Origin of the sequence: Blautia obeum ATCC 29174, from assembly GCF_025147765.1 — a bacterium.
Taxonomy (GTDB): Bacteria; Bacillota; Clostridia; order Lachnospirales; family Lachnospiraceae; genus Blautia_A; species Blautia_A obeum.
The window spans coordinates 3,403,671-3,421,902 of record NZ_CP102265.1; the positions used below are offsets into that span (position 1 = coordinate 3,403,671).

The window sequence follows — 18,232 nt, forward strand, 5'->3', positions numbered from 1 at the left end:
TAATCACACAGCAATGCTGCGCTTTTTTATTCCCCCAATTTTTGCAAATCATGCCCGGTATATTTACCGGGCATGAGCTTCTTACATTTTTGCAACACCAAGAACAACTGGCTCTTTGTTAATGTTCCATTCTTTTACATAGCCATCGGTTGTGCCCAGAGTCATATCCTCTGCCAGTACTTCAGACATGATTTCTTCTTTGTGGTTCTTCATGAGCTCAAGAATCTTGTCATTGTCTTTTGCATAGATATGAATCTTATCCATAACTTCAAATCCAGCTTCTTTTCTCATTGTCTGTACTTTGCTGACGATCTCACGGACAAATCCTTCTTCAATCAGCTCTGGTGTCAGATTTGTATCAAGAACTACAGAAATATCACCATCTGCTTCTGTTACATAACCTTCTGTCTGTGCAGTCTCGATCAATAAGTCTTCCTCAGAAAGTTCTACCTTGTTTCCGTTAATATCCAGTGTCAGAAGACCTGTGGATCTCAGCTCGTTCATCGCTTCTGTTCCGTTGATCTCAGCAAGTGCTGTACGGATACCGTTCAGAAGTTTACCGTATTTCGGTCCTACTGTACGAAGCTGCGGTTTAAAGCTGTAGGAAATGAAGGATTCGACATCATTTGCGAACTTCACTTCTTTGACATTCAGCTCATCTGCAATGATATCTGTATAGAACTGGCCCATTTCTTTGTCAGCTTTGATATACATTGTACCAATCGGCTGACGGTTCTTGATATTTGCAGTATTTCTTGCTGCACGTCCAAGAACAACAATCTTGAGGAGTTCTTCCATATCGTCTTCCAGCTCTTTATTGATCCATGCTTCTTCGACTTTCGGGAAGTCACAGAGATGAATACTCTCAATCGCTTCTTTATCAACGCTTCTTACAAGGTTCTGATAGATTTCTTCTGTCATGAACGGAATCATCGGAGCTGCTGCTTTGGAAATTGTTACCAGAGCAGTATACAGAGTCATGTAAGCATTGATCTTATCCTGCTCCATGCCCTTAGCCCAGAAACGTTCACGGCTTCTTCTTACATACCAGTTACTCATCTCATCTACAAACTCCTGAAGAGCTCTTGCACTTTCCGGAATCTTGTAGTTTGCAAGGCAGTCATCAACAGTCTTCACTACAGAATTCAGCTTGCTTAACAGCCATTTGTCCATAACAGGAAGATTGTCATAATCTAAAGTATATTTTGTCGGGTCGAAATTGTCAATATTTGCATAAAGAACAAAGAATGCGTAGGTATTCCACAGAGTACCCATGAACTTACGCTGTCCTTCCTGAACAGCTTTGCCGTGGAAGCGGTTCGGCAGCCATGGAGCACTGTTGATGTAGAAGTACCAGCGGATCGCGTCTGCACCATATTTTTCAAGTGCATCGAACGGATCAACTGCATTTCCTTTGGACTTACTCATCTTCTGGCCATTTTCATCCTGTACATGTCCGAGAACGATAACGTTCTTATATGGAGCCTGGTTGAACAGGATTGTGGACTCAGCAAGCAGGGAGTAGAACCATCCTCTCGTCTGGTCAACAGCCTCAGAGATAAAGTCTGCCGGGAACTGTTTTTCAAAAAGTTCTTTATTTTCAAATGGATAGTGATGCTGTGCAAAAGGCATTGCTCCTGAGTCAAACCAACAGTCAATAACCTCCGGTACACGATGCATGGTTCCACCGCATTCCGGGCATTTCAGTGTGATCTCATCGATGTATGGACGATGAAGTTCTACTGTCTTGGCTTTTTCGTTACCGCTCATCTCGAACAGTTCCTGACGGCTTCCGATGGAATGCATATGTCCACATTCACACTGCCAGATGTTCAGTGGTGTTCCCCAGTAACGGTTTCTGGAAATACCCCAGTCCTGAACGTTTTCCAGCCAGTCACCGAAACGTCCTTTACCAATGCTCTCCGGAATCCAGTTAATTGTATTGTTGTTGCGGATCAGGTCATCTTTAACTGCTGTCATCTTGATAAACCAGGATTCACGTGCATAGTAGATCAGTGGTGTATCACATCTCCAGCAGTGCGGATAATCATGCTCGAATTTCGGAGCATCGAAAAGTTTTCCTTCTTTATCCAGATCCTGAAGTACAAGCGGATCTGCTTTCTTGACAAAAACGCCTGCATATGGAGTTTCTGCTGTCATATCACCTTTACCGTCTACAAACTGTACGAACGGAAGGTCATAATCGCGTCCTACACGGCTGTCGTCTTCACCGAATGCAGGTGCGATATGAACGATACCGGTACCATCGCTCATAGTTACATAATTGTCTGCTGTAACAAAATGAGCTTTCTTTTTCTGTTTTGCTGCCGCTTCTCCTGCGCATGCGAAGAGTGGCTCATATTCTTTGTATTCCAGATCTTTTCCGACATATTTCTCAAGAACTTCGTATGCCGGTGTCTCTTCGGAACCAAGTTTGCCGAGAACTTTGTCAAGCAGAGCTTCTGCCATATAATAAGTATAGCCGTCTGCTGCTTTTACTTTGCAGTAAGTCTCTGTTGGATTTACGCAGAGTGCAACGTTGGACGGAAGTGTCCACGGTGTTGTGGTCCATGCCAGGAAGTATGCATCTTCTCCAACAACTTTGAAACGAACGATTGCGGAACGTTCTTTAACTGTTTTATATCCCTGGGAAACTTCCTGTGCAGAAAGCGGAGTACCACAACGCGGGCAGTAAGGAACGATCTTGAATCCTTTGTAAAGAAGTTTTTTATTCCAGATTTCTTTCAGAGCCCACCATTCTGACTCGATATAGTCATCATGGTAAGTAACATATGGATTCTCCATATCTGCCCAGAAACCAACTGTTGAAGAAAAGTCTTCCCACATTCCTTTGTATTTCCAGACACTCTCTTTACACTGCTGGATGAATGGCTCCATACCATATTCCTCGATCTGTTCTTTTCCGTCCAGACCAAGTTTCTTCTCTACTTCCAGCTCTACCGGAAGTCCGTGGGTATCCCATCCTGCTTTACGAGGTACCATGTAGCCTTTCATAGTACGGTATCTCGGGATCATATCTTTGATAACACGGGTCAGTACATGACCGATATGCGGTTTGCCGTTTGCTGTCGGCGGTCCATCATAGAACATATAAGTAGGATCGTCTTTACGGTCCTCCATACTTTTTTCGAAGATATGGTTTTCTTTCCAGAATTTTTCTACCTGTTTTTCACGATCTACGAAATTCAGGTTCGTATCTACTTTCTGATACACAACAGATTCCTCCTTTAAATTCTTCAGAAAAATTTTCATCAATAGTCAAATGAAATAAAAAAAACTTCCGTCCTGTAAAAGGACGAAAGCAATTTCCACATTCGCACCACCTGTTACATTGTACGGGCTGGTAGTATAATCATATATGCCGATACATGTTCCCTTTAACGGCGGAAACACCGTCTCTCCTTACTTATTCAAAATTTCAGGAAAGAAACTCCGGAGTGATCTTCCATCGAAATTACTCTCACCAGGCTTCCACCTTCTCCCGGCTCTCTGCGGATTTTATTCCGATCTACTGTCTCCATCAAAGTTTTTACTTATATCTATTTGTGCTGTTTTATTATAAGGTTATATTTTTCCATATGTCAAGGTCTTTTTATGAGAATCACGGGGTTTTATAAGGATTTTGCATGGATTTAACCCTTGTATGCAGAAAATGATTACAGTATAATTGTAAAGAATGATATACTGTAAGAAAGTATGTGCAGAAAGGTAATTACATGAATATAAAAAAGAAACAATTTTTCCGGCGGATACTGACCGGTGTTCTCTGCTCTGCGGTTATCATCACACAGGCAGTCCCGGTCTTCGCCACAGACGAATACGGTGCTCCTCTGGTGACGGCAACTCCTACACCAGATCCGCACACTCCATATTATAAACAGCCTGCAGACACCGACTCCATCAAGGACTGGGTCAAAGGGCCACAGATTGAAGGTGAATCTGCAATTCTGGTAGATATGTTTACCGGAGCAGTCCTCTACTCCAAAAACGCGGACAAGACTCAGTACCCTGCCAGTATCACCAAGATCATGACTGCTCTCCTCGGCTGTGAAAAACTGAATCCCTCACAGAAATTTGCTATGACTGCATCTGCTGCCCGAAGCATTACCGAAACCAACAGTTCCAGTATCTATGCAGACACAGATGAGGAATTCACCATCGAGCAGGCTCTGATGGCTGTTATGCTCCAGTCTGCTAATGAAATGACTCTCGCGGTCGCTGAACTGACTTCCGGTTCCACCAAAAAATTCGTAGAACAAATGAATCTCAAGGCGCGTCAGCTTGGATGCACTAATACACATTTTAATAACCCGAACGGTCTTCCGGATGAAATCCATTATACAACGGCTTCCGATATGGCTAAGATTGCCCGCGCGGCCTGGTTTAATCCAACCTTCCGCAAATTTGCATCCACGCAGTATTATGAAATTCCTCCTACAAACAAGTTTGCAGAGACACGTTATCTTCTGAACCATCATAAGATGATGAAGAATCAGGCATATGCATATAACGGAGTCTTAGGCGGAAAGACCGGTTACACCGAAGCTGCCGGAAATACGCTTGTTACCTATGCAAAGAATGACAATACTTATCTGGTTTCGGTCGTCCTGCAGTCTGTGAACGGTGCTTACTCTGATACAAAAGCTCTTCTGGATTATGGTTTTAATAATTTTTCCAGAACTGCGGTAAAAGATCTTCCATCAAAAATAACAAGACATCTTCTTCCGGCTGAAAAATACATTTTAAAAGATTATAAAGACGATACGCTCTTTGAAACAAGACGTACCGCCAGCGTATCTCTCCCATCCGGTGTTGATACCAATGCTCTGGAAAAAACTTACTCTATAACAAAAAATCCGGCAGGTCTCCCACTTCTGACCGTTACGTATACGTATAACGATCATGTAGTCGGCTCTGCCAGATATTATCAGACACGGCTTCTTTCAGACCAGCTTCTCTGACTGACGTTTCGCCTGTCTCTTCTTGCGGAGGGAATCCCTTTTTTCACGGATTTCTTCCGCATCTTTTTCTTCTATCCTCTTTAACTTCTTGATTGCATAATATGCATCCTCGTCCGTATGGCGGATTCGCACCTTTCCTTTGATATATCCATGCTTCTGACAAAGTGATACACTCTCATATGCACGAGAATTATTCATAAACCAGCGGATCTTACGCTTGGCCGGCATATGACATACCGGACAGCGGGTACTTGCAACCTCCCGGTCTTTCATTACCTTTTCTTTGTCTGCAAACTCACGTGACACATACTGATCATACGTGGGATATGAAATAAAAATCTCTTCTTTTTTATTCTTTGGATTCTGATAAACATCAATAGATGAATTCACACAGACTGCTGCAGGTTCCAGTGTTTTAAAAATATCCCCGGTATACCGGGCATCCGTCAGTGCCCGATGAAAATCCTGCGCCTTCGGGATTCCCATCTGGTCAATGGCAAATTCCAGGCTCCTTCGTCCGCCGGCCTCTTCATGACAGATTCCGTATATTTTCTGCACATCATAATATGTGACCGGTCCTGGAAGCAGCGAAAGCATTCCATAATACTTCATATTTCGCTGTAGTTCCATAACATCCTGATTTCCCCAGGTACAGAAAACATATTCCTCTCCGCACCACTTCAGAAACTCTCTGACCGCCTGCTGAAAAGGCTCGCCATCTGCAAGATCCTTATAATCCACATGGATCACTTCATGTATGCTGTCATGAATCCAGTTATATACCTGTGGCTTCACAAGTCTCTGAAAAACATCCACAACTTCCCTCTGCTCATTCATTTTCACAGCACCGATCTCAATGATCTCAAAAGGCAGACGACTGTTGGAATATTTTTTTCCACCGGGACTCTGATTCCACTCCAGGTCAAAAACAATATAATTCATACAGTATTTCCTTCTTTTTATTTAAACAGTTACTTTGGATTTACTCTGTTGTCTAGTATAACAGACAGACTCTTTTCTTTCAACACAAGCAGAAAAAGACCGGTACAATTCTCTGCACCGGTCTTTCCTGCTTATAATATTATATTTTTACGGAAACAAATTTTCCCGCAAGAAACCTCTTTTAATGACAGTTAATTAAGGAATCCAAAGAACTGTTCGTAAGCAGTTCCATCCGCCTGCTGATTCTCAAAATCCTGCAGAAGGCTGTCCGTACTCTGGTCTTCCTGATCCTGTGAATCGTCCTGAGAATCCTCAGCCTGCGCATCATCTTTAGATGATGTATCCTTTGAATCGCTGGAATCTGCATCCGGATTCTCACCGAGTGTTACTGTAACTTTCTTCTCTTTATAAGAATCACCATCTGCAACTTCCAGAGTTACCTCTACTTCTTCACCTGGTTCATAGTACTCAAGACGGCTTACCAGTTCATCAATACTGCGAACTCTCTTACCATCAAATTCTGTGATGATAGATTTCTCTTTGATTCCGGCTTTGTCTGCTGCTCCGCCATCTGTTACTTCGGATACAAGAACACCTTCCGGAACTCCATAATACTGGGAAGCTTCATCACTTACAGACATACCTGTGATACCAAGTACACCATGGTTATCTACTTTATCTCTAGGTGTTTCATTCATCAGCTGCTCCAGAGTATCTGTTACATCTGAAATTGCAATCGCATAACCCATACCTTCAACTTCTGTGGAAGCAAGTTTTGCAGAGTTGATACCAACCACTTCTCCATCCATATTCAGAAGAGCACCGCCACTGTTACCAGGGTTAATTGCTGCATCTGTCTGAATCAGATTTGTTGCATCAGAATCTTCATCCTGCTCAATGCCCTGATCGTTCATTTTACGGTTCTTTGCACTGACAATACCGGTTGTTACGGACTGTCCGTAACCAAGTGCATTACCAATTGCAACAACCTGTTCACCGACTTTCAGATCATCAGAACTTCCAATCGTAGCTACCTCGATCTGATCCATCGTGTCATCAGAAATATCAGAGAGCGGTACGGAAACAACTGCAAGGTCTTTATCTTCATCATAGCCATTAACGGTTGCTGCATAGGTTTCCCCATCAATGCAGGTAACAGATACGGTATCTGCGCCACTTACTACATGATAGTTGGTAGCGATCAGAAGATTGTCATCATTCTTTCCGACAATGATACCGGAACCGCTTCCTTCAACTTCCTGCTGTGTTGTATATCCCTGGCTTCCGCCAAATCCATAATATCCAAGATAGTTCTGTACATCCTGAACAGATTTTGTTGTAATAGATACAACAGATTTCATTCCTTCTGCTGCGATATCAGAGACATCCAGACTTCCTTTTGTCTTTGATTCAGAGTCATCTTTGCTTTTCTCTTTGTCATCTGATTTCTTATCGGAACTCTTCTTCTTTGATTTTGTCTGAAGAAATGTTGTATTTTCTTTATTGGATGCAGCTTCTACTGTGCTACTGTTCCATCCGGTCAGTGTATTGATTCCTTCAAAGGAGCCTGCTGCAAGTCCGCCGGCAAGTACTGCACAAAGAGCAATACCTGCTGCTTTCTTTACTTTTTTTCTCATTCTTTCTTTCGGATCGTTGTCGTTGTTCATATTGTTATTCATATCATTGTTCATCATTACGTTGTTGTTTTTATCGCTCATCAAAATCCCCTCCTTAGGATCATTACTGTTCACTTCATAAATCATTTCCCGTGAATAGCTATCTCTGTTTCTGTTTTCCTTTTATGCTTAAGAGTATAAGGATGATTTGTGTTTACTTTGTGGGAAAAATGTGATGAAATTGTTAATTCTGGAAACTTCATCTTCCGCCAAAAGCAACATTATCCAAAAAGAGCCACATCCGCTTTTACAGATGTGACTCTATATAATCAGAACACTCTTCTATTATGCATATAAGACTGCCTTTATGCAACCCCTTTTTCTTCCAGCCAGTCGAGAAGAACCAGTTTGCCCTGTTTCTTTCTTCTTGCCATATGGTTGAACTGAAGGATTGTTAATATTGAGAAAATGATCGTCAGTCCGATCAGAACGATCACAGCCTGACGGATGCTCTCTCCTCCGCATATCGTGCTGCGGAATGCATTTACTGTATAAGTAAACGGCAGATAATAGTGAATCTTCGCCACAAAGGACGGTGAGATCTCAACCGGATAAGTTCCGGCAGATCCTGCAAGCTGAACAACCATGAAGATCAGCATCAGGAAACTTCCTACCTTACCAAATGTAATGTTGAAGAAGTACATAATAGATGTAAAGCATGCACCAGTCAGTGCTGCAAACAGGATTGTCTTCGTCATTTCTACCGGAGTAAATCCATCAAATACATGAAGCAGAAGAATCAGAAGTACGCCCTGAAGGATTGCTACCGGATAAAGTACAGAAGCTTTACTTGCCCACCATGCAAATCCGGATTTCAGTTTTCCTTTATACTCTGTAAGCGGATACATCAGGCAGAATGCCAGGCATCCTACCCAGAGACCTACAGACATCATATAAGGTGCCATCGCGTGACCGTTGTTTTCTACTGTTGTGATCTTTGTTTCTTCATCTGTGATCGGTGTTGCAAACATGCTGATCGTATCATCAGATGCATTTGTTTCTTTTACTTCTTTTGCACCGTCATTCAGACTGGTTGCAAGTGTATCAGAACCATCTTCCAGTTTTGTGATACCATCGCCCAGTTCTTTGGAACCGTCATAAAGCTTGGAGGAACCATCCTGAATCTGTCCGGCTCCGTCTGCAAGCTGGTCAGCACCACTGTTAAGCTTACTGTTATTGGAAACCAGTTTCTGTGTTCCTGCATGAAGTGTCTGTGTACCGGATGCAAGCTGGTCGGCTCCATCTGCAAGTGTCTTTGCTCCATCTGCAAGCTGCTGTGTTCCACTTGTCAATGCTTTGTTATTGCCGGCAAGAGTAGCTACACCATCTGTATATGTTTTCAGTCCATTGCTGAGAGTTGTCACACCAGATGCAAGTGTCTTTCCACCGACACTCAGCTGGCTGATACCGGATGTCACACTGCTTCCGGCTGCTTTCAGACTTGCAGCTCCTGTTGTCAGAGTTTCATCATTTGCTGTCAGAGTTTCAAAACCTGTGTTCAGTGCTTTTACACCGGCTGCTGCCTTCGGGAAATCTTTTGTTCCTGCTTCCAGTGTATCCAATGCAGAAGAAACGCTTCCTGTGCCTGCATTCACTTTCTGTGCACCTGCATAAAGCTGATTTACTGCTGCAGTTACCGTATTGATCGGATCAGAAGGTACTTCCGGAATCGAAGAAACTCCTGCTTCCATCTGTTTTGCTCCGGCACTCATCTGAGAAGCACCATTGCTCATATCAGAAGATTTTGTTTTTAATGTCTCTGCTCCACTGTTCAGTCCGGCTGCTGCCTGATTTAACTGTGAAGCTGTATCATTCAATGATGCCTGTGCAGATGCCAGCTGGCCAGAAACTGCACTGACAACCGCCTGTGCCTGACCTGTATAACTGTCTGCACTGATTCCATCAACGCCTGCGACTCCTGCATCTGCCTGAGTAAGAGAGCCGATCACCGCACTGAGACTTTCTGCGGAAATCATTCCATTCTCATCAGCCTGACCCTGCAGTGTACTTAATGCTGCTGCAGCATTTGCAATCGTCGCATTCGCGGCTGCTGTCTGATTATTAGCTGCCTGTACCTGTGCGTTCGCTGCACTGATCTGGTTATTGGCATCCTGTGCACACTGCTGGACGATGCCTGTCATGCTGTTAGCTGCTGCAGCAACCGGCTGCGTTGCACTCTGCATACCGGATGCTGCCTGGGAGATACCTGCACTGGCTGCGCTGATTGTCTCGGCTGCCGTATTCATCCCGGATGCTGCCTGATTCATACCATCTGCCGCACTGCTCATTCCTGCACTGGCAGATTCCATACCCGTTTTAGCTGTGTTTAACCCGGATGCGAGCTGTTTGATACTCTCTGCGGTTGTACTTCCTGCCAATGTCTTTAACTGCGATGACAGCTGTCCAAGTCCACTTTCCAGCTGCTGTGTTCCACTTGTAAGAGAACTGTTTCCGTCAGAAACTGCTGCATTCAACTGTGAGATTCCTGTAGAAACCTGATCCAGATTTTCCAGTGCAGATAACTGTTTCGCACCTGCTGCAAGCTGTTCTGCACCTGCAACATACTGTGTCACACCATCCACCAGTGTATTTGCTCCGCTGACATACTGAGTAGTACCACTTTTTAATGTATCCAGACCTGTCTCCAGACTCTGTGCACCTGTTGCCAGACTGTTCACACCGGATGTGATCTGTGCGGAATTAGCATTTAATGTTGCCACTCCGTCTGTATAACTTTTCACACCATCATTTAATGTATTCACACCATTTGTCAGTGTCGGCACTTTGTCAGTCAGTGTACCAACACCTTCATCAAGCTGTGCTGCACCACTGTCAACCTGCGATACACCATCTGTATATTCTTTCAAACCTTCTGTCAGAGTCTCAGCACCGCTTTTGAAAGTCAGCGTGCTGTCTGCAAGTTTTTTCAGATTGGTTGTAATGGTTTTATTTCCATCAGAGGCTGTTGTCAGACCATCTTTAAGCTCTGTTGATCCATCGGCAGCTTCCTGCATGCCGTCTCCGACTGTGCCTATCTGATCGAACACTGTCTGTGTGTATGTTTCTGTTACTTTGGAAGCAACCGCCTCACGAATCTTTGACAGAGCAGTTTCGCTCATTTTGGAAGCAATGTAGTTTGTTCCCGGGTTTGTTTCATATTTCAGTTCCATTTTCTTCGGATTGTCATCCATCAGTGTAGAAGCATCAGAAGAAAAATCTTCCGGAATCGTAATTACCATATAATAGGTTCCATTTTTCAGTCCCTGTTCTGCCTCGTCGCTGTCTACAAAATGGAAATCCAGTGAATCGTTGTCTTTCAGTTCATCCACCATATCTGAACCGACGCTTAACGTCTTTCCATTATATTCTACTGATTTGTCATTGTTGACTACTGCTACCGGAAGTTTATCGAGATTTCCATATGGGTCCCACATGGATTTCAGGAACAGTCCCGCATAGATCACCGGAATAACAATGATCGCCATCACGACAATGATCAGAATCTTATTATTCCATAAGCTTTTCCACTCATTTTTGATCATAATTGTGCCCCTTTCTTTCTAGTAAAAGTCTTTAGCTCTATTAATCAACATCATGTTGCTTTTCTTTGCAATCCGTATTATACTAAACACAGGAAACAGTTACAACCGACAAACATTTTATATTTTGTATATTAATAGACGTTTTTTGTATATTTGTCTATTAGGTGTCAAAATTTGACATTTTACATAAAACCTGTTTGTTTTTGGTAAAAAGATTGGGGGATTTTTACATGGCAGAAAAAATGGACCGACGCGTCCGCAAAACGAAAGCGCAGCTCCGGGAGGGACTTGCCCGGCTTATGCAACAGAAGAGTATCAAGGAAATTTCCGTAAAAGAACTGGTAGATGAGGTCGATATCAACCGTTCTACCTTTTATCTGCACTATACAGACATTTATCAGATGCTGCACAAAATTGAAGAAGAAGCAATGCAGAATATTACGGAAGTTATGCAGAACCACCTGATTGACCCAGGTAACCCGGATTCCGTACTTCCATTTATTGTCCAGTTCTTCTCCATCATGGATAATGACAGGGACCTCTGCCTGGCACTTCTCGGACCGCACGGTGACATGGCATTTGTAGAACAGATTGAAAACCTTCTGGCAGAAACTTTTCTGAAACAACTTCCTGACAGATTTCCAAAAAATGATCCGGATATCAAATATCCATATGCCTTTATTCTTAACGGATGTGTTGGACTGATCCGTACCTGGCTGTCTTCGCCACAGAGTGAGTCTCCTGAACAGGTGGCGCGACTGACTTATCATCTGATTGAAAATACCATACAGGGTTATCTGAATATGAAAAAATAATTATAACAGAAAAGAACCCTGCGGATTCTTACAGAAATTTTAAACTCATCTCTGTCCGAAGCTGCAAGGTTCTTTTTATGTAATCTTAATTATGCCATGCCAGACGTTTTACATCTGCATGTACATCACCTGTCATCCAGTCTACATCATTGGTGATCCAGTCCATGATTCCCAGCTGACGCATTTCCCATTCAACGGTCTGCTCTCTGGATTCAACCGTTTCTTCTACTTCCATTGTAGTATCGATCTCATCGTATCCAAAAATATAGCCACCGGCACACCAGATGCTGAAATTACTGTCCGGACCCGGATCTACAGTGTCACCTCTCTGTGCGATCAGTCCGTCATGGCGTCTCTTGTATTCCTCTTCACATCCTGCTTTCAGTTTTGTCATAAACATTCTGTGACGGATCAATTCTTTATTTTCTCTTACAATACCAAAGTTATGATACATCAGTCTCATATCTTCACCCGGTGTGGAAATCCAGTCAAATGTGTCATCGATCTTCGCAGTGATTGCATCTTTTGCTGCAACTTCTTCTTCGCTTAATTTCGCTCCGTCTTCATTTTCATAATAACCAAAGATCAGGTCTTCTGCATTCCAGATACTGAAATTCTTTACTTTATTGCGGTCAAGAAGAGCGGTCAGCTCCGGCCAGATCTCTCCGAGTTTCTTGCGGTAGTCATTCATTCTGCCTGCTTTTACTTTCATTGCAAATGCATGTCTTTCCATAATAAGAAGCCTCCTGTCATATGTGTATGCGCCAGGTTTTCCACCTGGATTTATAAAATCAAATTTTCTGATACTGATTTTACCACATCCGCATTCGTAATACAATTTGATTTACGGTAAAATATTACCTGTGAAATTTTTTCGAAAATTCTTTTATTCATGAAACAGAATCTGTGAAAAATACCGTACCATTCCATCGTCTGTCCAGCAGAGCATCCCTGCTGCATCTGCCATCTTCTGTGCATCCACGCAATATGCAGACATACAGGAATTATGTTTGTACGGTCCGGCACTCATGATCAGGATATCTGTTTTGCCCTCTGCTTTCATCTTCTCTGCAAGTTCTTCAGTCATTTTGTTCTGCAGTAACTTGTCCTTCTTGTATTGTGCAGAATCATGCATGTCTTCCTGCATGGTCTGCAGCACCAGCGTCTTTTCATACTGTAGTGCACGTTGTTTCATCTCTTCTGCTGTTCCGCTCTCCGGAGGACAGGCCGGATTTACATTATAACATCCACATAAGTTTTCTTCACAGAACGTTCGGTATTCCGGCACAAAAACAAGCTCTTTTGTATCCATAACGGCAGCTCCCGAAAATCCCAGGAAAATTGCCTCTTTCACCAGATCCATATTAAACTCTCCCTTCTGTTGTTATTCATAGTCTTCTATTATACACATCAAATAATTTCCTTCTACTATAATGCCACAAAGTGAATTTTGTTGCAATCTTTCAAAGACATGTTATGATTAGCATAAAATACAATTTTACCAGAAAGGACTGCCCATGTACCGTATTTTCATCGTAGAAGATGATGAGATCATCGCCAACCTTCTGAAAAAGAATCTCTGTTCCTGGGGATATGATGTCTCCTGCGCAGAAGATTTTTCCAATATCATACAGGAATTTGCTCACAGAGATCCGCAGCTTGTCCTGCTGGATCTGAAACTGCCTTTTTATAACGGTTTTCACTGGTGTGAGGAGATTCGTCGGATTTCCCAGGTACCGATCATCTTTATTTCCTCTGCATCTGACAATATGAATATGGTCATGGCAATGAGCCGTGGTGCAGACGATTTTATTGCAAAACCATTTGATCTGGATGTGCTGACTGCCAAGATTCAGGCAATCCTGCGCCGTACCTATTCCTTCGGAACTCCGGGAAGTGTCCTTGAACATAAGGGTGCTGTCCTGAATCCTTCCCGCTGTACCCTGACCTGGAACGGTCATGATATTGACCTTACGAAAAACGAACTCCGCATTCTGGAGATACTTCTGGAACATGCCGGAAAAGCAGTCTCCAGAGATGCCATTATGACAAAGCTCTGGGAAAGTGACAGCTTTGTTGACGACAATACCCTGACCGTAAATATCACCCGTCTGCGCAAAAAACTGGAAGGGGAAGGGCTGAAAGACTTTATCATCACCAAAAAAGGACTTGGATACATGGTATAATGTGCAACTTAAAAGCACTCACCCTATGAAGGATTACTTTATGAAATTATTTCTGGATTATCTGAACAAAATAAAACTACAAATCTTACTGATGCTTTTTCCGACGATACTTACAGGAATGATCTTCCTTCTGTACCAACTTCCACTGGAACCCATTCTGTACATTGCGGTCCTCTGGATTCTGACCGGGCTTGGTACGTGTGCTTTCGGCTTTCATAACTACCAGAAGAACATTCATAATCTTCAGATTATCTCTGCAGCACCGGATATTAATCTGTCCCGTATGGATGCTCCTTCCAACGAAGCCGATGCTCTTCAGCAGGAGATCATGCACAGCCTGAACCGAATGCGAATAGATGCTGAAACTGCTAACCAGAAGACACTGGAAGAAATGACTGATTATTACACGATGTGGGCACACCAGATCAAGACACCAATTTTTGCTCTGCGTCTGCTCCTTCAGGAAAATCCGACAGTGAATAAAGAAGCTCTCACTGAACTTTTTAAGATTGAACAGTATGTAGAAATGGTTCTGGGTTATCTGCGCACAGAAGATATGTCCTCAGATCTGAAACTTTCACGCTGTGCCCTTGATTCGATCATCCGCGAACAGATACATAAATATGCCGGAATCTTTATTTCAAAAAAACTGTCTCTGACTTATGAAGGAATTTCAGAGAATGTCCTGACCGATGAAAAATGGCTTGGTTTTGTAATTGGACAAATTTTGTCAAACGCACTCAAATACACCCGTACCGGCGGGATTCGTATTTCTTTGAAAGATGTCCCCGGTAACTCACAAAATACAGAGGATATTTCAAACATGATAAGCCCATCTCCCGTTACACTTATAATCGAAGATACCGGCATCGGTATCCGCAAGGAAGATCTTCCACGTATCTTCGAAAAAGGCTACACCGGAGTCAACGGGCGTGAAAACAACCGTGCAACCGGTATCGGTCTGTATCTCAGCAAGAAAATCATGAAACGTCTCGGTCATCGCATCTATGTAACTTCCGAAGAAGGCAAAGGAACAAAAGTATTCCTGGAATTTTCCCAGAATGTCCTGACCATGTATTAATTAGAAATATCCTAGGAGTTTATGCCTCCATTCGAAACGACCTTACAGAAATGTAAGGTTTTTTCGTATATTGTAACCTGCTTCGATGGCAGAAGCCGGGAAAGATTTCTATACTTACCTTATCAATAAAAAAGAAAGGAGCCCCGGTTATGGCTTTACTAGAAGTAACTAATATCAAAAAAATATACAGCACCCGTTTCGGAGGAAACAAAGTGCAGGCACTCTCCAATGTCACTTTTTCTATAGAAAAAGGGGAATTTGTTGCAATCATGGGAGAATCCGGTTCCGGAAAGACTACCCTCCTCAATATACTGGCATCTCTCGACCGCCCGACTTCCGGAGAAGTTCTCCTCGAAGGAAAAAATATCGTACATCTTACAGAAAAAGAAATCTCGGCTTTCCGAAGAAAAAACCTTGGCTTTGTTTTTCAGGATTTTAATCTGCTGGATACCTTCTCTTTAAGAGATAATATTTATCTTCCACTCGTCCTTGCCGGCGAAGATTACCGAGAAATGGAACAGAAGATTCGCCCGATTGCACAGGCACTGTGTATCACAGAACTTCTGGATAAATATCCTTATGAAGTTTCCGGTGGACAGAAACAGCGTGCAGCGGTTGCCAGAGCTCTGATCACAGACCCGAAGCTGATTCTTGCTGATGAGCCCACAGGAGCCCTCGATTCAAAAGCAGCATCTGCACTGCTTTCCATGTTTGGCGAGATCAATGACGAAGGACAGACGATTCTGATGGTCACGCACAGTGCACAGGCTGCCAGCCATGCATCCAGAGTCCTTTTTATTAAAGATGGAGAAGTTTTTCATCAGATTTATAAGGGCAGTAAATCCCGCCAGGAAATGTATCAGATGATTGCCGATACGCTTACCATACTGACAACAGGCGGTGAATATCATGCGTAAAGGAATCTTCTCAAAACTGGCAGTTCAGAACATCCGCAACAATAAAAGCACCTACATTCCTTACATGATCACCTGTATCTTCTGCATCGCCATGATCTATATGATGGAATTTTTACGCGACTGTCCAACGCTGGATCAGGCTGTTCGCCATGCCGCAGAAGTACGAATGATTCTCTCTACAGGAGAAGTTGTTGTTGTGATCTTCTGTGTGATCTTTCTGATCTACAGTAACAGTTTCCTGATGAAAAGAAGGCAGAAAGAAATCGGACTTTACAATATTCTTGGACTGGAAAGAAATCATATCGGCATTGTACTGTTACTGGAAACGATTTTTACAACGATCCTTTCCCTCACTGGTGGAATCGCAATCGGAATCCTTGCCAGTAAACTGTCACTTCTCCTTCTTCTGAGACTGCTGCATATTCCGGCAGTACTTGGATTTTATATTTCCACAAAGGGAATTATTACTTGTCTTCTGATGTTCGGTGCCATTTTCCTGTTGATCCTTCTTCTGAATCTCAGAAGGATTCATTTAAGCCGTCCGGTAGAATTACTTCGTGGCAACAACACGGGAGAAAGAGAGCCGAAAGCAAAATGGCTTATGGCACTGCTTGGTTTTATCTGTCTTGGTATCGGTTATTACCTTGCCATCACAACAGAATCACCAATTAAAGCAATCACAATCTTCCTGCTTGCCGTAATCCTTGTTATGGCAGGAACCTATCTGCTTTTTACTGCAGGCAGTATTGTAATTCTGAAGTTTCTTCGCCGCAGAAAAAGCTTTTACTACAAGACTGGAAATTTTATCAGTATTTCCGGTATGCTTTACCGTATGAAGCAGAACGCTGTCGGACTGGCCAGCATCTGTATCTTAAGTACCGGAGTTTTGCTCATGATCTCCATGACTGTCTCTATCTATTTTGGTATGAATGATATCATGGTAAACCGTTACCCATACGATACCGATATCTCCATTACCGGTGTCGGTGAAGAGGAATGCCAGACTGCAATAGAAACATTTGAAAAAGCAATTTCTGACAACAAGGTTCCTGTAGACAAAAAAGCCGAAGAAATTTATCTCACAATCATCAGTCGTATAGATCACGGGCAGATTCAGATTGCTGAGCCAGGTACTTTAACGGAGTCTGGTTCTGTACTGACACTTTCACTTGTGCGTCAGTCTGAATATGAAAAACTCACTGGTACAAATCCGGCATTACAGGATGGAGAGATTCTTGCATGGGCTTCAAAGATGACTGAAAAATCAGATTCTCTCACAGTCAATGATTCTGTTTTCTCTGTAAAAAAATGGCTGGAGAATTCTCCTCTGACCTGCGGTCGCGATATCGTCTATAGAAATGCAGTATTTGTTGTCACTGATTCTGATTTTGAAAAGTTTGATAAAATGCGAACAGAAATGTATAAGAATACCTCAGCTACCCCTGCTGGACAGGATCTGACCGTTCATCTTGGTCTGGATATCACCGGCTCCGATGAAACAAAAATTGCCTATGGTACACCGGTACTGGATGCAATAAAAGCTCTGCAAGATAATGGACAGCTGTCGGATAACTCCTGGATTACTTCCGGAATCCGTGCACAGGAATATGATTCCTACTACGCAGATAACGGTTCCCTTCTGTTCATCGGAATTTTCCTCGGATCACTTTTCCTTCTCGGTACAGCGATGATCATCTACTACAAACAGATCTCGGAAGGATACGAAGACCAGAATCGTTTTGAGATCATGCAGAAAGTAGGACTGAGCCATCGCGAAGTCAAAAGCTCAATCCGACGTCAGATCCTGATGGTATTTTTCCTTCCGCTTCTCATGGCAATGCTTCATATTTCCATGGCATTTCCACTGATCCGCCGGATGCTCCTGCTGTTCGGCATGACAAATACCAGATTGTTCATCGGCTGTACCGCCGGTACGGTGCTGATCTTTGCACTGGTATATGGCCTGATCTATCTTATGACCGCAAAATCGTATTATCATATCGTAGAACGGAGATAACAACATATAAAGTAAGCCCCTCACTTGCAGAATCTCATCTGTAAATGAAGGGCTTATATCATTTCATAATTAAT

Annotated in this window: 12 protein-coding genes; 6 read left to right on the plus strand and 6 right to left on the minus strand. The window is 42.9% G+C overall.

Annotation, left to right across the window (positions count from 1 at the left end; genetic code table 11):
• Positions 1–81: 81 nt before the first annotated feature.
• Entirely contained in the window at positions 82–3,234 is a 3,153-nt protein-coding gene (gene ileS / locus NQ503_RS16285) for an isoleucine--tRNA ligase (protein WP_044925873.1), read from the minus strand.
• 503 nt (positions 3,235–3,737) lie between these two features.
• Here ileS and NQ503_RS16290 point away from each other — a divergent pair.
• Positions 3,738–4,982, plus strand: coding sequence for a D-alanyl-D-alanine carboxypeptidase family protein (locus NQ503_RS16290; RefSeq protein ID WP_005426195.1), 1,245 nt, complete (start codon positions 3,738–3,740; stop codon positions 4,980–4,982).
• Here NQ503_RS16290 and NQ503_RS16295 read toward each other — a convergent pair.
• The 3 genes from NQ503_RS16295 to NQ503_RS16305 form a co-directional block, all read right to left on the minus strand.
• Positions 4,965–5,924, minus strand: a complete 960-nt coding sequence (locus NQ503_RS16295; RefSeq protein WP_005426193.1) for a 3'-5' exonuclease — start codon at positions 5,922–5,924, stop codon at positions 4,965–4,967. The two genes, NQ503_RS16290 and NQ503_RS16295, sit on opposite strands and share 18 nt — an antisense overlap.
• Positions 5,925–6,115: 191 nt before the next feature.
• Positions 6,116–7,642 carry a S1C family serine protease gene (locus tag NQ503_RS16300; RefSeq protein WP_044925872.1) on the minus strand — a complete coding sequence of 509 codons (1,527 nt, stop codon included), beginning with the start codon at positions 7,640–7,642 and terminating at the stop codon, positions 6,116–6,118.
• A 263-nt stretch (positions 7,643–7,905) separates the two neighbouring features.
• On the minus strand, positions 7,906–11,142 hold the full coding sequence (locus tag NQ503_RS16305) for a YhgE/Pip domain-containing protein (protein WP_005426182.1): 3,237 nt from the start codon (positions 11,140–11,142) through the stop codon (positions 7,906–7,908).
• A 230-nt stretch (positions 11,143–11,372) separates the two neighbouring features.
• Here NQ503_RS16305 and NQ503_RS16310 point away from each other — a divergent pair, with 230 nt between their 5' ends.
• Complete coding sequence (locus tag NQ503_RS16310; protein WP_005426179.1) at positions 11,373–11,957, plus strand: TetR-like C-terminal domain-containing protein; 585 nt, start codon at positions 11,373–11,375, stop codon at positions 11,955–11,957.
• 85 nt (positions 11,958–12,042) lie between these two features.
• Here NQ503_RS16310 and NQ503_RS16315 read toward each other — a convergent pair whose 3' ends face one another.
• Together NQ503_RS16315 and NQ503_RS16320 are read right to left on the minus strand one after the other, a co-directional pair.
• Positions 12,043–12,690 carry an L-rhamnose mutarotase gene (locus tag NQ503_RS16315; protein ID WP_005426177.1) on the minus strand — a complete coding sequence of 216 codons (648 nt, stop codon included), beginning with the start codon at positions 12,688–12,690 and terminating at the stop codon, positions 12,043–12,045.
• 153 nt (positions 12,691–12,843) lie between these two features.
• Entirely contained in the window at positions 12,844–13,320 is a 477-nt protein-coding gene (locus tag NQ503_RS16320; protein WP_005426174.1) for a DUF2284 domain-containing protein, read from the minus strand.
• Positions 13,321–13,474: 154 nt separating this feature from the next.
• Between NQ503_RS16320 and NQ503_RS16325 the strand changes: the two genes are divergently transcribed.
• The 4 genes from NQ503_RS16325 (at position 13,475) to NQ503_RS16340 (ending at position 18,158) form a co-directional block, all read left to right on the plus strand.
• Positions 13,475–14,143 (plus strand): response regulator transcription factor, encoded by a 669-nt coding sequence (locus NQ503_RS16325; RefSeq protein WP_005426172.1) that lies wholly within the window; start codon positions 13,475–13,477, stop codon positions 14,141–14,143.
• 40 nt (positions 14,144–14,183) lie between these two features.
• Complete coding sequence (locus NQ503_RS16330) at positions 14,184–15,224, plus strand: sensor histidine kinase (protein WP_117639190.1); 1,041 nt, start codon at positions 14,184–14,186, stop codon at positions 15,222–15,224.
• Positions 15,225–15,373: 149 nt separating this feature from the next.
• Complete coding sequence (locus NQ503_RS16335) at positions 15,374–16,141, plus strand: ABC transporter ATP-binding protein (RefSeq protein WP_005426169.1); 768 nt, start codon at positions 15,374–15,376, stop codon at positions 16,139–16,141.
• A complete protein-coding gene (locus tag NQ503_RS16340) occupies positions 16,134–18,158 on the plus strand; it encodes an FtsX-like permease family protein (RefSeq protein WP_005426167.1) in 2,025 nt (674 codons plus the stop codon). The genes NQ503_RS16335 and NQ503_RS16340 overlap by 8 nt, the downstream gene beginning before the upstream one ends.
• Positions 18,159–18,232: the final 74 nt, after the last annotated feature.

Excerpts from the sequence above, each read along its gene's own strand:
- NQ503_RS16290 (WP_005426195.1), top strand. The coding sequence starts at position 3,738 with ATGAATATAAAAAAGAAACAATTTTTCCGGCGGATACTGACCGGTGTT.
- NQ503_RS16295 (WP_005426193.1), bottom strand. The coding sequence starts at position 5,924 with ATGAATTATATTGTTTTTGACCTGGAGTGGAATCAGAGTCCCGGTGGA.
- NQ503_RS16300 (WP_044925872.1), bottom strand. The coding sequence starts at position 7,642 with ATGAGCGATAAAAACAACAACGTAATGATGAACAATGATATGAATAAC.
- NQ503_RS16305 (WP_005426182.1), bottom strand. The coding sequence starts at position 11,142 with ATGATCAAAAATGAGTGGAAAAGCTTATGGAATAATAAGATTCTGATC.
- NQ503_RS16310 (WP_005426179.1), top strand. The coding sequence starts at position 11,373 with ATGGCAGAAAAAATGGACCGACGCGTCCGCAAAACGAAAGCGCAGCTC.
- NQ503_RS16315 (WP_005426177.1), bottom strand. The coding sequence starts at position 12,690 with ATGGAAAGACATGCATTTGCAATGAAAGTAAAAGCAGGCAGAATGAAT.
- NQ503_RS16320 (WP_005426174.1), bottom strand. The coding sequence starts at position 13,320 with ATGGATCTGGTGAAAGAGGCAATTTTCCTGGGATTTTCGGGAGCTGCC.
- NQ503_RS16325 (WP_005426172.1), top strand. The coding sequence starts at position 13,475 with ATGTACCGTATTTTCATCGTAGAAGATGATGAGATCATCGCCAACCTT.
- NQ503_RS16330 (WP_117639190.1), top strand. The coding sequence starts at position 14,184 with ATGAAATTATTTCTGGATTATCTGAACAAAATAAAACTACAAATCTTA.
- NQ503_RS16335 (WP_005426169.1), top strand. The coding sequence starts at position 15,374 with ATGGCTTTACTAGAAGTAACTAATATCAAAAAAATATACAGCACCCGT.
- NQ503_RS16340 (WP_005426167.1), top strand. The coding sequence starts at position 16,134 with ATGCGTAAAGGAATCTTCTCAAAACTGGCAGTTCAGAACATCCGCAAC.